The organism is Streptomyces carpinensis (assembly GCF_002154505.1).
Classification (GTDB): Bacteria; Actinomycetota; Actinomycetes; order Streptomycetales; family Streptomycetaceae; genus Streptomyces; species Streptomyces carpinensis.
Genome location: NZ_MUBM01000249.1, coordinates 36,446 through 50,349 on the forward strand (window position 1 = coordinate 36,446; position 13,904 = coordinate 50,349).

At 71.0% G+C, this 13,904-nt stretch carries 11 protein-coding genes; 5 read left to right on the plus strand and 6 right to left on the minus strand.

Annotated elements, in window-relative coordinates; genetic code table 11:
- Positions 1-83: 83 nt before the first annotated feature.
- Positions 84-3,386, minus strand: coding sequence for a S8 family peptidase (locus BZY54_RS30930; RefSeq protein ID WP_158103938.1), 3,303 nt, complete (start codon positions 3,384-3,386; stop codon positions 84-86).
- A gap of 293 nt (positions 3,387-3,679) precedes the next feature.
- Positions 3,680-4,918, minus strand: a complete 1,239-nt coding sequence (locus BZY54_RS30935) for an MFS transporter (RefSeq protein WP_244217424.1) — start codon at positions 4,916-4,918, stop codon at positions 3,680-3,682.
- Positions 4,919-4,965: 47 nt separating this feature from the next.
- Here BZY54_RS30935 and pdxR point away from each other — a divergent pair, with 47 nt between their 5' ends.
- The gene (pdxR, locus tag BZY54_RS30940; RefSeq protein WP_086728631.1) at positions 4,966-6,372 is read left to right on the plus strand and encodes a MocR-like pyridoxine biosynthesis transcription factor PdxR; all 1,407 of its coding nucleotides are present in this window, start codon (positions 4,966-4,968) and stop codon (positions 6,370-6,372) included.
- Here the strand turns inward: pdxR and BZY54_RS30945 are convergent.
- Positions 6,265-6,789 carry a hypothetical protein gene (locus BZY54_RS30945; RefSeq protein ID WP_208640827.1) on the minus strand — a complete coding sequence of 175 codons (525 nt, stop codon included), beginning with the start codon at positions 6,787-6,789 and terminating at the stop codon, positions 6,265-6,267. The genes pdxR and BZY54_RS30945 overlap by 108 nt on opposite strands.
- 187 nt (positions 6,790-6,976) lie before the next feature.
- Complete coding sequence (locus BZY54_RS30950) at positions 6,977-7,546, minus strand: TetR family transcriptional regulator (protein ID WP_244217425.1); 570 nt, start codon at positions 7,544-7,546, stop codon at positions 6,977-6,979.
- A gap of 120 nt (positions 7,547-7,666) precedes the next feature.
- On the opposite strand from BZY54_RS30950, the gene BZY54_RS30955 reads away from it, so the two are divergent.
- Positions 7,667-9,067, plus strand: coding sequence for a carboxypeptidase regulatory-like domain-containing protein (locus BZY54_RS30955; RefSeq protein WP_244217426.1), 1,401 nt, complete (start codon positions 7,667-7,669; stop codon positions 9,065-9,067).
- 25 nt (positions 9,068-9,092) lie between these two features.
- Here BZY54_RS30955 and BZY54_RS30960 read toward each other — a convergent pair whose 3' ends face one another.
- Together BZY54_RS30960 and BZY54_RS30965 are read right to left on the minus strand one after the other, a co-directional pair.
- A complete protein-coding gene (locus BZY54_RS30960; RefSeq protein ID WP_086728633.1) occupies positions 9,093-9,551 on the minus strand; it encodes an SRPBCC family protein in 459 nt (152 codons plus the stop codon).
- A 405-nt stretch (positions 9,552-9,956) separates the two neighbouring features.
- Positions 9,957-10,793 carry an alpha/beta fold hydrolase gene (locus BZY54_RS30965; RefSeq protein ID WP_086728634.1) on the minus strand — a complete coding sequence of 279 codons (837 nt, stop codon included), beginning with the start codon at positions 10,791-10,793 and terminating at the stop codon, positions 9,957-9,959.
- A 71-nt stretch (positions 10,794-10,864) separates the two neighbouring features.
- On the opposite strand from BZY54_RS30965, the gene BZY54_RS30970 reads away from it, so the two are divergent.
- The 3 genes from BZY54_RS30970 to BZY54_RS30980 form a co-directional block, all read left to right on the plus strand.
- On the plus strand, positions 10,865-11,830 hold the full coding sequence (locus BZY54_RS30970) for an ArsR/SmtB family transcription factor (RefSeq protein WP_086728635.1): 966 nt from the start codon (positions 10,865-10,867) through the stop codon (positions 11,828-11,830).
- Positions 11,831-12,135: 305 nt separating this feature from the next.
- Positions 12,136-12,339, plus strand: a complete 204-nt coding sequence (locus BZY54_RS30975) for a cold-shock protein (RefSeq protein WP_086728636.1) — start codon at positions 12,136-12,138, stop codon at positions 12,337-12,339.
- An 87-nt stretch (positions 12,340-12,426) separates the two neighbouring features.
- On the plus strand, positions 12,427-13,904 hold a 1,478-nt coding region (locus BZY54_RS30980; protein ID WP_086728637.1), incomplete at its 3' end, for a DEAD/DEAH box helicase.

A 13,904-nucleotide genomic window follows, 5' to 3' on the forward strand; every position in this document is an offset into this window, starting at 1 on the left:
CACGCGGGACGGCGGACGGGCCCGCCCGGATGCTGGAGGGGCCCGCCGGACGGATCCGGCGGGCCCCGTACCGACGGCCTGCGCTACTTGAGGAGGTAGGCCTTGATCACGGTCTGCTTGAAGGAGTTGCCGGCGGCGTCCTTGAGATAGGTGCGCAGGCTGACGGAGCCGCCCGAGGAGCGGCGCGGGTGCTCCACGGTCGCGGTGCGCTCCATGCCGGAGCCTTTCACCTCGGCCGTGCGCCAGGTCTTGCCCTCGTCGTAGGAGACCTCGACGGTGAGGGTGCGCACAGGTGTCGCGGCGGCGCCGACCGGGCGCTGGATGAGGACCGGTATGTCGAGCTTGCGTCCGGCCTCGGCCCGGTTCCACTCGTCCAGTTCCGGTGACATGCGCACCGCGTACAGCGGCAGCGTCTGCCGTTCCGTCGTGGTCTGCGACCGGAACCACCACTCGGCCCGCAGATGTGTGGAGATGGAGCTGCCGGGCGCGAGGTCTCGGTCCTGCTCGAGCGTGGCGTGGTAGTCGGCGGGGCCGGCGTCGGCCGGAACCGCGGCGTAGCCCTGGTAGTCGGCGACGATTTCACCGTTGCGTCGCAGCTCCCAGGTGGGCCGGCCGCTGGTCGACGTCGCGGCCACCAGGTCCATCCCCCCGTTGGCGGCGTCCTCGAGGGCGAACCACATGTCGTTGCCCTCCCGGAAGGTGTTCATCCCCTCCGGTGAGAAGCCCATGGCCTGGACGCCCTGGTTCCAGCGCTCCTCGACCCTGGCCCCTGTCCGGTAGGCGCGGATGGTGCTGAGGTAGCTCTGTCCGCGCGGGCTGTCGGGGTCGAAGAAATTCCACTGGTCGAAGGCGGTCTGCCAGCGCAGGCCGTCGGCCGCCGAGAAGTAGTCGACGCGCCGGTTGGGGACCGGAAGACCGTCCATCCGCTGCACGGTGAACCGGACGTTGTCGACGTACATGTAGATGAAGCGGGAGGCGGTGGTCTGCGGAGCGGTGGCGGCGAACGTGGTGGTCACCGCGGCCAGTTCCGACTTGCGGGGACGGTAGCCGGGATCGGCCGGGATGGCGCCGTGCACCGGCCGGGTCAGGTAGTAGACGGACGGGGGATGGGTGCCGTCGGTGGGCGGCTCACCCCAGACGGTGCTGACCAGGTAGGTGAACTTCGAGTGCTTGTACCGCGCCGTCGGCGTGGCGTACAGGCCCTCGATGCGGTCTCCGCCGACCGCGTTGTTCATGACGACGGACAGAAGCTGGTCGGCCAGGCTGATGGTGCCGAACTCGGCCGACATGATGCGTGCCGAGCGGCTGGGGGCGGAGACCGTGACGGGCTTCGCCGTCCGGGCGTCGATGGTCGCCTTCTGGTCGGTGCTCGTGACGACCTTCGGCACGCCGACCACTGTGCCCTCGGTGAAGTCTGCGTCGAAGAAGAAGCCGCTCACGGAGTAGGTGTCGTTCGGCAGCCGCAGCACGGTGCTGCTTCGGCCGAGCACTTCCTGCTCGTAGCTCTTGCCGTCAGCGGAGTCGACGAGCAGGTAGGCGTACTCGGGAGCGGTGCCCGAACGGCTCTTCAGGTTGATCCGCAGATCGTGGGAAGGCTGCTCGACGTCGGCGCCGAACGGGACGCGCACCGAGACGTGGTTGTCCGCGGTGGTCGCGCTCACCACGCCGCTGAAGGCGGTGTAGAGCGTGGTGGCCTCTGCGTCGAGGGTGAGGGTGACGTCCGCGGTTCCGTGTGCGGGCACGGTGACCGTGTCGGCGCTGAGGCGGAACAGGCCCTCAGGCGCGGGCTTTTTGCCGGCCTGGTAGCCGGCGTTGTGCTTCAGGTGGAGGGTGACCGGCTCGCCGCCGGGGTTGCGGTAGGTGATGGTCCGGCTGACCGGCGGGCGCGCGCCGTCACTCCAGCGGATCAGTCCGAAGTCCAGCCCGGTGGGCTCGGCGGTGACCTGCTGGTCGACCGCCCGGGCGATGTCCACCCGTCCGGCGCCCTGATAGTAGGCGCCGTGCTCGAGGGCACCGGTCGTCGTGTGCATCAGCTGGCGCTTGACCTGTTCCGGGGTCCAGTCGGGGTGCTGCTGGAAGAGGATGGCGGCGGCGCCGGTCACGTGAGGCGTGGCCATGGAGGTGCCGCTCATCTCGGTGTAGCCGTCGTCGGCGGTGGTGCCGCCGGCCCGGGCGGCGACGACCCCGACGCCGGGGGCGACGAGGTCGGGCTTGAGACCGGAGTCGCCGACCCGCGGGCCGGTCGCGCTGAAGCCGGCGAGCTCGTCGTTGATCTGGGTGGCGCCTACGGCCAGGGCGCTGTCGGCGGAGGCGGGGGTGGCGACCTTGCCGGGGCCGTTGTTGCCGGCCGCGGCCACGACCAGGGTGCCGTAGTCACGGGTGACGGTCTCGACCATGGCCTCGATGGCGTCGGTCCCAGGGGTGTCGGTGTCACCGAGGCTGAGGTTGATCACCTTGGCGCCGTGCTGGGCGGCCCAGGCGAGTCCCTCGACGATGGCGGAGTCGTCGCAGTTGCCGTCCATGGTGCAGACCTTGCCGGACAGGATCAGGGCACCTGGTGCGACGCCCTTGTACCGGCCGTCGGAGGCGGCGCCGGAACCGGCGACGATCGATGTCACGTGGGTGCCGTGACCCATGAGGTCGTCGGTGGTCGGCTCGCTGGTGAAGTTCGCCGATTCGGTGACGAGGCCCTTGAGGTCAGGGTGCCGGGGGTCGAACCCGGTGTCGAGCACCGCGACCTTGACGCCGTCGCCCCGGTAGCCCTGTTCCCAGGCGTGGGGGGCTCCGACGAGCGGCACTGTCTTGTCGAGCTGCACCCTGGCGTGTCCGTCGAGCCAGACCCGGCGGATGCTCGCGCCGAAGGACGCGGTGCCCGCCTTGGCGGCGGCGATGCCCCTCCAGAACTCGGCGGCGTTCCCGCGGTCTTCGCTGAGCGTCGCGAAGGAAGTACCGGAAACGGCGCGGACCCCGTCGGCTCCGGCCGTGGCGAGCCGGCGCTCGGCGGTGTCCGCCCCACCCGCGTACTGGACGATCAGCGGAAGGCCCGACCGGTCGGCGTACTTGTTCCTGACCAGGGCGGAAACGTTGAACAACGCGCGGTCGAGACGGTCCTTGGCCAGCAACGGAAGAGCGTCGGCGGGTATGACGGTCCAGTCCCGGCCGTCCTGGCGCTTGATGAACGTGAGGTGCTCGCGGCCCTCGGCGGGCTCGACCGACACGCTCTGCTTGCCCGACGGATCCTGCGTCAGCGTGACCCGGTCGCCCGTGATCAGGGTGACCTGGTGCCGGACGATCGCCGGCGACTGGTCCGCCCCGCCCTGCACGGACACGCCTGCGCGGGGCGCACCCGGATCGAAGTCCCGGGCGGCGCCGGGAGGAGCGGTCAATCCCGCCAGAAGTGCGGCCAGGGCGGCAACGGCGGCCACATGCGGCGACCGGGATCTGTGGACACCCGCCCGCCACCTGATGTTCCTGTGTCTCATGGTGGGACAGCGTGACGCCCGCGAAGAGCGTAGGTCAGCCCCCGGCGCTGTCCAGCAAGCGCCAAGTCACCTTTGCGCCAAGGCCAATTGTTCGCAAATCTCGCCAAAAGAATCAGTTGTTCGGGCAGTTGGACGTCCCTGAGGATCTCCTGGCGCGACCTGGTGGCCCGGCCCGTGCGGGCCGTGGCGGGAGCCGGTCACCGGGCCGGGTCCCGCGAGGCCGGTGGACGGTCCGCCTCGTCCGCGACGGTTCGAGCGCCGGCGCCGCGGTCGGCCAGGGCCGGAACGAGGGCGCCGAGCATCGCGACGCCGGTCAGGGCGAAGGCCCAGGGGTAGCCGGTCGCGGCGGCGAGCCAGCCGAAACCGATGGCGCCCACGCCCATGCCGGCGTCGTAGGCGAAGTTCCACAGCGCGCTGACCGCGCCGAAGCCGGCCGCCGACACCCGCGCGTACATCAGCGACAGCGTGGCGTTCTGGGCGACGCCGAAGCCGATCCCGAACAGGCCGACGGCGACCACCACCGCCACCGGACTGCGGGTCAGCGCCATGAGTGACGTGCCGGCGGCGGACAGCAGCAGACCGGGGAGGACCAGCCCGGCGGAGCCGTGGCGGTCCCCGCGCCGCCCGGCGAGCCAGCGCGCCAGGGTGGCCGCCGCCGGCTGGACGAACAGTGCCGTGGCGACCAGGCCGGTGGCCGACGCAGGGACGGCGAGTGGCAGGAAGGTGACGACGATCCCGGCAGCGACGGCCGATACCGCGAACACCACGGCGGGCCGCAGCAGTTCGGCCGTGCGCAGTGCCTCGGTGATGCCGACGGACCGCCCGGAGTTGCGGATCCTGTCGGGCAGGCCGGGCACGGTGGGGATCGCGGCGAGCGCGGCCACCGCGCCGGCGGTGAAGACGACCCCGTAGCCCGCGTGCGCGGCCAGCCACACCCCCAGCGGCAGCGCCACCAGTGAGGGCACCCCGCTGACGAGGCCGGTCACGGCCAGGCCCTCGCTGCGCCGCTCGGCCGGGATCAGGGAAGCGGTCAGCCCACCCCCTGCGACCACGGTGAACGCGAAACCGAGTCCGCGCAGCAGACAGACCGCGACGATCCACCCCGGCTCCCGGGAGATCGGCAGCGCAAGTGCGGGGGCGCCCATCAGGCCCAGGCCGACAGCCAGCACCACGCGATAGCCGAAGCGGCGTACCAGGACCGGCGTGGCCAGCTCGCCCGCCACAGTGGCCAGCATCAGGGCACCGGTGGCAAGTCCGGCGGCCCCGCCGCCCCCGCCCCGGTCGCCCGTCGAGGCGTAGCGCGGTACGGCGGACAGGAGCAGGTAGAAGCTCGTCGAGCCGCCCAGGATGGACACGAAGCGCAGCAGCAACGGCCGTGTCAGCAGAGCCGGGCGGGCGACGAGTGCCGAGGGAGTGGAGTCGAGAGGTTCGGTCACGGCAGGACGCTAAGGGATCGACCGGATGGGCGATAAGCTCCGGTTCCGTGACTCCGGAGTGGTCCAGTTCCCCGCCCGAGCTACTGCTGGCCGTCGACCGGACCAGTGGCCGGCCACTTCACGCCCAACTGCAGCACGGGCTGAGGGACGCCATCCGCACCGGCCGCCTTCAGGTCGGCGAACGCCTGCCGTCCTCCCGGGAACTGGCCCGCGCGCTCGGCGTCTCCCGCGGCCTGGTGCAGGAGTGCTACGCCCAGCTGCAGGCCGAGGGTTACCTCGCCACGCGTCCCGGCTTCGCCACCCGGGTCGCGGCCGGCGCGGCAGAGCCGCCGGGCGACCCGCAGCCGCGAAGCACCGCGCCCCGGCTGCTGGCCGACTTCCGCTGCGGAGTGCCGGACCTGGGCTCCTTCCCGGTCCACGACTGGCTGCGGGCGCTGCGCGAGGCGGCCCGTGCCATGCCGACCGCCGAGTTCGACTACGGCGACCCACGCGGCAGTGCGCGCCTGCGGGAGATCTTGGCCGCCTATCTGCGCCGGGTCCGGGCCGCCGCGACCGACCCGCGGCACATCGTCGTCTGCAACGGCTACGCCCAGGGCCTCGGCCTCGCGTTCCGCGTCCTCGCGGACATCGGCGTGCACACGGTGGCCTTCGAGGACCCCGGTTCGCCCGACACCGTCGCCGCCGCAGCCGCCACGGCCGGCCTGCGCGCGGTGCCCGTGCCGGTGGACTCGGGCGGCATCGACGTGCGGGCGCTGGCCGCGACCGACGCCCGCACGGTCGTGGTCACCCCCGCCCACCAGTGGCCGACCGGCGTCGCGCTCGCCCCCCAGCGCCGACTGGCCCTGGTCCAGTGGGCCCGCGACCGCGACGCGGTGGTCATCGAGGACGACTACGACGCCGAGTTCCGCTACGACCGCGAGCCCGTGGGCGCGCTCCAGGGCCTGGCCGCCGACCGGGTCATCTCGATCGGCACCGTCAGCAAGTCCCTCGCCCCCGCCTTGCGCATCGGCTGGATGGTCTGCCCGCCGGAACTGGCCGACCCGATCGCCGAGCAGAAGCACCGCAGCGACCGCGGCACGCCCACACTCGACCAACTCGCCCTGGCCGAGCTGATCGAATCCGGACGCTTCGACCGCCATCTGCGCCGGATGCGGACCACCTATGCGGCTCGCCGCGCCGTGCTGCTCGCCGCGCTCGCCGAAGACGCGCCCGTGCTGCGGGTCACCGGCCTCGCCGCCGGGTTTCACGCGGTCACCCACCTGCCCACGGGCGTGGTGGAGCAGGACGTCGTCACCGTCGCCCGAGAACGGTCCGTCGGCCTGTACGGCATGAGCGCCTACCGGGCCTCACACGCCGCCGAACCCGCGCAACTCGTCCTCGGCTTCGGCAATGTCGGTGAGCGGGCCGTCGCCGCGGGCATCGCGGCCGTCGGCCGGCTGCTCATGGGGTGGTGAACTCCGGGATTCGTGCCGGTCGGCGCGGCGGAACGAGCGACGCAGCGGGGCCGCGGTGGCGAAGACGAAGAGCCCGAAGAGCGTGATCGGCGTCAGCCCGACGGGCTGGAGGTAGTCGAGCGGGTGGCGCACCACGCCCGCCCAGTTCCCCCACCAGTTCGCCGTGAGGTCGGCCGCTATGACGGCCGCCCCCAGGACCGGACCGGCCGGGCGGACCAGGGCGATCCACGCCGCGGCCAGCGCGTCGAGCACCAGCAGGGAATGGAAGAGGAGTTGACTCGGCATCGGCCAGTCGCGGTAGGCGTGGATGCCGCCGGTGGCGGCGAAGTAGGCGTGGGCGCCAGTCCCTTCGAGGAACCCGATGACGTACACCACTGCCACCCATCGAGCCCAGTGCGGCTGCGCCCCCCATCGCATACGACCGACTCTATAGGTGCCGGTCGAACGCGGGGGAGGAGCTCTCCCGCACGAGAGCCCACCCACTCGACGGTTCCGTACCGTATGGCAGCGCCGACTCCACCCTCGCCCTCCCCACCGCCGGGCTTTCGGCCGCTCACCGGTCTCCATCTCCCGCGCGGACGCTCCCGGCGCCGCTCGGCAAGCGTCAGTCGGCCGCGGCGACCGCGGCCTTGATGAGCCGGCGAGCGGCCGCGTCGGTACGGGCGACGTCGTGGGTGACCAGGCGGTCCTGGCACAACCCGCGCAGACCGGAGACCAGCAGTGTCGCTTGTGCCCGTGCCTGCTGGGGCGGGAGGCCCAGCCGACCGTAGGCAGAGGCGATCGGACCGATCATGACCTCCACGGTGTCGGCAGCGAGGCTGCCGTACTGCTCCGGATCGGTGGCGGCCAGACTGAGCAACTGCAGAAGCATGCGGATCGACCTGGACTGCTCCCCGACGGTGATCGCTTCCCACAGGGCGTCGGCGGCCTGGCGCAGGCCGGCGGTGTCGCGGACGCCGTCGAACATCGCGTGGGCGTCGGGACGGCTGACGGCCAGCGCCTGCGCCAGCAGGTTCTCGCGACTGCCGAAGTAGTACAGAAGCATGCGCTTGGTGGTTCCGATGGACTCAGCGAGCGGGCTCAGCGACATCTGCGCGAGGCCGTGGTGCTGGAGGTAGTGCACGACCTGCTTCAGCAGCTCGACACGTTTTTCGGCGTTGATGGGACGAGGCACCTTTTGACTGTACCGGTCGGTACGTGTAAATTCCATGGAACATAAATGTTCCGATCGGTACGTTAACCATGTACGGCCATGGCGACGGCTCGGTGAAGAACGGAGAGGGATGCCATGGAGATGGCCGCATCGCGAGCGGCAACCACGGGAGGCCGGTTCGGACAGCCTCTGGTCAGGACCCTGGCCGGGGCCCTGTGGTTCCCCGCGGCGCTCTTCCTCGGTTTTCTGCTCTGCTTCGCCCCCGCCCTGCACGCGCCTCAGCCTCACCACGCAAAGCTCGTGGTCGCCGGGCAGAGCCTGGAACCCGAGGTCGACACCGCTCTGCAGCGGCAGCATCCCGGCGGTTTCGACGTCACCGCCGTGGCCAACGCCCGAGAAGCCCGTCAGAAGGTACTGGACCGGACCGCTGTGGCCGGCTACGTCGCCGGCCGCCGGCATCCCGTGCTGTACGTGGCCAAGGCCAACGGGATGTCCCTCGAGCAGACGCTGACCAAGGACTTCACCGCACTCACTGCTCACCATGAGGGGCTCACGGTCGAGGAGGTGGCACCCACCGTGAGCAAGGACCTGATGGGCACGACCGTGGTCTACTTCGCGACCGCCTGGAGCGTCCCCGGCTACATCCTCGCGACGACCCTGCTGCGTGCGGTCTCCTTCAACCGCCGCAGGAAGCTGATGACCATTGCAGGCGCCGCCGCCCTCTTCAGCGCCGTCGGCTTCCTTCTGGGCGTGGGGCTGGGCTATCTCCCCAACGACCCCTCGGCCCTGCCTATCGCCTTCCTGCTCACCACCGCAGTAGCCACGTTCGCCTCCGGTGTGGCGCCTTTCACCAGGCAGTACTTCCCCGCGATAGGCATGGGCCTGTTCATCGTGCTGAGCATTCCCACCAGCGGCGTGACGCCCGCCTCGATGCTGCCACCGTTCTTTCAGTACGTGCATGCCGTCATGCCGTTGGGCAACGCGGTGGACGCCCTGCGGGGAGTCTTCTACTTCGACGGCGCCGGGGTGCTCAAACCGGTCCTCGTGCTGTGTGCGTGGATCACGGCGGGTGTCGCCCTGCTGGGCCTGGACACCTGGCTGCACCACCTCAAGGCCGCCCGACGGGCCGAGGAAGAGGTGCAGGAGGACGTCGAGGAGCCGCCGGTGGAAGACCCGTCCCTGGAGACGCCTACGCCCACTGCGCTTCCGGTCCACCCCCACCACTTCGGCGAGCCGGTGCCGATGCTGGTGGGCACTGTCCAAGACGGCGATCAGGAACCCGTCCGCCACGCCGCGGTGACCGTCATGGACGCCGGCGGTCGACAACTGGTGCGCACTACGACGAACGCGCAGGGCGAGTACGCCGTGGCTGGTCTGCCCGAGGGGTATCTCAGCATCGTGGTCTCCTCCCTCGGTCGGAATCCGGTGGTCCACCGGAAGCTGCTGCAGTACGGCACGGTCGTTCGGGCCGACTTCACCCTGCGCGGCCGACGTAACGAGGCGTCAGCTCGTGTACCAGAGGTCCAGGGCAGTCAGACATGACCGTGCCCCTCTTGTGCGACGCGACTCAGGCGGACCGGGTCAGGCGGGCCGTCAGGACACGGGCGCGGGCCTGCTGGACCGCTCTGGCCTGGGAGGCGGCGAAGCGCAGCAGGCCCGGGGGTGTCCGCAGGTGCAGGGTGTCGGTGACGACGCTGCCGACGTCGTGGCGGGCGATGGAGAAGCGGTAGCTCATGCGGACACGGGCTGGGCTGCGGACCTCGCCGGAGATCTCGGCGGAGTGGGGGAGACCGTCCGGGACGGCGACGAGCGTGACGTCGATGATGTTGTCGTGCCGCAGGACGCCCAGGTACCGGAAGCGCTCCACGGCCGTGTAGTTCACGGTCCCGCCGCTGCGGCGCACGTCGTGGACGGCGACGAGGAGCGGTGACAGGCCGATGTAGTGCGACGGTTCGGCCAGGTGCGCGAAGACCTCCTCCGGTGATGCGGCGATCTCAAACGTGTGCGTCAGCTCTGGGGACGGCACCTCGGGCCCCTCCTCGATACGGCGCGGTGGCAGGAAGCCTGGCCGGGCTGCCGGTGCTTCCGGCCGGCATGGCCGGCGACCTGGTATACAACGTCGCCCCGCCGGACGGGAAGGGCTTGTCGATCACGGGCATATGCTCCGCGTGCCCGCATGCGAGGCAGACCTCCGATTCCCGGCCCGCGCCGCGGTCACCTACGACCTCCGCTGACGGGCACGGTGTGGACGAACGCACGCAGGCGTCGCCCCGCTGCCGCCGCCGAGCGGTGTCTGTTCGGCAAGGCGCTGGTGCCCGTCGCCGTGGCACTTACCGAGAAGTCCGGGAGCCTGTCCGGCGGAACGTCCCGAGAGGAGGCCTCGCGGTTCCAGAGGTTATCGATGGCCGAGGTCACTGCGACGGGCGGCGACTCATCCCAGAAACGCCACGGTGGCTGCCACGAACCGGTCCGCGTCGTCGAGCCACGGGAAGTGTCCGGCTCCGGGCTGGACGGCGAATCCGGCGTTCGGGAACAGCCTGGCGAACTCGGCCACCGTGGGCGGAGGGGCGCCCGGATCGACCTCCCCGGCCAGCAGGAGCACCGGTGCCTCGAACCGGGCGAGGGCCGCGCGGGTGGCGTCCGGGTCGTAGGCGCCTTCGGCGTTGAAGGCGGCCACGACCTCCATGTTCAACTGCTCGTCCTCGGCAGCCCTGTGAGCCCGAGCCGCCTCGTCCCAGCGGCCGTAGGAGAAGGGCGCGATGGCCCGCCAACTGCCGGCGGTGGCCCGGCCCGCCCCGATCGCCTCCAGGGCGGTGAGCGCCTCCGGGAACCACGGCTCGTCCCGGCGCAGCTGAACGGTCTCGCGCCGCAGCTCTCCGCTGATCGCGATCCCGACGGCCCGGACGCTCGGCGTGATCAGAGCGAGCCTGCCCACCCGTTCCGGACGGCGGCCCACGTACTGCACGGCCAGATTCGCTCCGCCTGAATGCGCGAGCAGATCCACCCGATCCAGGCCCAGATGCTCGCGAAGGGCCTCCACGTCGTCGACCAGCCGGTCGCAGCGGCAGGAGGCGATGTCCGTGGGCATCGCGGACCGCCCAGTGCCACGAAGGTCCAGCATGATCAACTGCCGGCGCGCGGACAGGCCGCCGAGCTCCCCCAAGTAGGCCGACTCCTGCGGTCCGCCGGGTAGGCAGATCACAGGCGGGCCGTTGCCGACCACGCGGTAGGCGAGCTTGGTTCCGTCGTACGAGGTGAAGAATTCCATGCCGGACAGCCTGGGGCGACGACGGACGGCGGCCTATCGTTCAGCTATAGCTACATGATTGGGCGGCACGGATGGCGGTCGAGATCAGGTTCACCGCGGCGTCGGTCGCGAAGGTGCGGTTCGCCGTCTCGCCGCTGGGCGAGACGGTGCTGGCGCTACGGATCCTGTTGGGTACGGCCGGACACGCGGTGCATCAGCCGTGGGTGCGCACGACACGGCCGCTGCTGGCAGGCGAGCGCGAGTTGCCGCTGCTGCGGGCGCTCATCGCTGGGGCGCTGCCGTCGTTCCTGTTCCCGGTGCCGGAGGAACGACTGCCTTCTTTGTCGACAGAGCTGGATTTGCTGCGGGCCACGGGAGGGGATTTCTTCCGGCGGGAGTACGGCGCGGTTCTGGGCGTGGCAGGCGAGGACGTCCCCGAGCCGGCGGCGGTGCTGCCGCGGCTTGCGGAAGCGCTCCACCGTTGCTATGAGCTGCTCATCGCTCCGCGGTGGGGCCGGATGCGCGCGGTACTGGAAGCCGACGTCGGCAGACGGGCGCTCACCCTGGTGGACGGCGGAGTCCAGGCGCTGTTCGCCGAGCTGCACCGGGACATCGCCTGGGACGGTGGCCAGTTGGTGGTGCACGGCCGGCGCAGCCCGCACTCTGTCTACACGGTGGACGCCGGCGGGCATGGCCTGGTCCTGCTGCCCAGCGTCTTCAACTGGCCGCACGTGGGCGTCGACAAGTCCCCGGTCGCAGCCGCGTCGATCCGCTACCCGGCGGTGGGTGTCGGCCTGCTCTGGGAGCCGCCCCCTCAGGCGCCGGCCGGTCTCGCTCCGGTGCTGGGCCGCACGAGAACGGCGATGCTCGCCGCCTTGGCCGAACCTCTGACGACGGCGGCCTTGGCAAGTCGGCTGGGCATCACCCCGAGCGCGGTCTCTCAGCACCTGGGTGCGCTGCGTGGGGCGGGCCTGGTGTCGACACAACGCAAGGGCCGCACGGCGCTCCACCTGCGCACGGAACGAGCGAACCACCTGTTGGGTGACTCGGCCCCGTGAATCGCGGTGTGCCGGGGGGACGAGCCGTCCCGAGGGCGGCGGGCTGACGACCGAGGAGCGTGCTCGCTGTGAGCGGGTGCGATCGGCGGCTGCCGAACCGATCGAGGAAGCGGCCACTGGCTCCGGGAACCGCGGCGCGCGCCTCGATGATTCACCATGAGCCGTCGAGCTGTGCTACGGTGTGCTTGTTGCAGTTGTGGTACCCATGAACCTATGTGCGCCTGACGGGAATGTTTCTCCTTCAGGCGCATTATTTGTTTTCCGGCATCTCCGGATGGGGCCTCTGCCTACAGAAGGAGAAAGTCATGGCACAGGGAACCGTGAAGTGGTTCAACGCCGAAAAGGGTTTCGGCTTCATCGCGCAGGACGGCGGCGGCCCCGACGTCTTCGCCCACTACTCGAACATCGCGACCCAGGGCTTCCGTGAGCTCCAGGAGGGCCAGCGGGTCACCTTCGACGTCACGCAGGGCCAGAAGGGCCCGCAGGCGGAGAACATCGTCCCCGCCTGATCGCCGGACGCGTATCCGCTCACCGGGGTCCGCACCGTCATGGTGCGGACCCCGGTTTGTGCTGTTTCCAGGAAGGCAGACAACCGCATGGCCCGCAAGCCCCAGAAGCCGAACCGGCGCACCTCGTCACCCTCACCGTCGGCCTCGTCACCGAGGGAGTTCCGGCTGCCGGAAAGCACCACACCCGCACTTCCCGCCGTCGAGGACTTCGCCGGTCTGGACATGCCTGCGGGGCTGCTGAAGACCCTCACCGCGCAGGGCGTGACCACCCCTTTCCCCATCCAGGCCGCAACGCTGCCCAACTCGCTCGCCGGCCGTGACCTGCTGGGACGGGGACGCACGGGCTCCGGCAAGACTCTCGCGTTCGGGCTGGCGCTCCTGGCCCGCACGGCAGGACTGCGTGCGGAGCCCAAGGCCCCCCTCGCCCTCGTGCTGGTGCCCACCCGTGAACTCGCCCAGCAGGTGGCGGACGCGCTGACCCCGTACGCGACGGCGGTGAACCTCCGGCTGGCCACCGTGGTCGGTGGGCTGTCCATCACCAGGCAGGCCAGTGCGCTGCGGCGCGGCGCGGAGGTGGTCGTGGCGAGTCCCGGCAGGCTCAACGACCTTGTGGAACGCGGGGACTGTGTGCTGGACCACGTACGCATCACGGTGCTGGACGAAGCCGACCAGATGACCGACATGGGTTTCCTGCCGCAGATCACCAAGCTGATCCGGCAAGTACGGCCCGACGGACAGCGCATGCTCTTCTCGGCCACCCTGGACCGCAACATCGACCACTTGGTGCAGCGGTTCCTGACCGACCCCGTGGTGCACTCCGTGGACCCGTCCGCGGGGGCGGTGACCACCATGGAGCACCACGTGCTCCACGTCCTGGACGAGACCGACAAGAAGGCCGTCACCACGCGCATCGCCGCCCGTGACGGCCGGGTCATCCTCTTCCTCGATACCAAGAGGTCCGCTGACAGGCTCGCCAAGCGGCTCCTGGCCGTCGGTGTCCGCGCGGCGGCACTGCACGGGGGCCGCTCCCAGCCGCAGCGCAATCGCACCCTGGAACAGTTCAAGAACGGCCAGGTCACCGCCTTGGTGGCGACGAACGTCGCGGCCCGGGGCCTGCATATCGACGACCTCGACCTCGTCGTGAACGTCGATCCCCCCACCGATCACAAGGACTATCTCCACCGGGGCGGCCGCACGGCCCGTGCCGGCGGCTCCGGCAGCGTGGTCACGCTGGTTCTGCCGGCCCAGAAGCGAGACGTCACCCGGCTCATGTCGGATGCGGGCATCCGCCCCCGGACCGCCCGCATCACCTCCAGCGACGCGGAACTGGCCACCATCACCGGGGCCCGCGAGCCTTCCGGCGTGCCCGTCGTCATCGAGGTCCCCCAGTCGGCGACACCGACGGCGTCGCGCCCGAACCGGAAGACCGGCACCGAGGCCGGCAGGCGGTCCGGCCGCCGCCGAAGCGGTGGCAGGGCCGCAGCGGCAGCAGGTGCTGCCACCGGGACGGGGGGCCGGGGCTCGGACCGCCGTCCCGGTGGCAGCACCTGCTGCCGCTGCGGCCC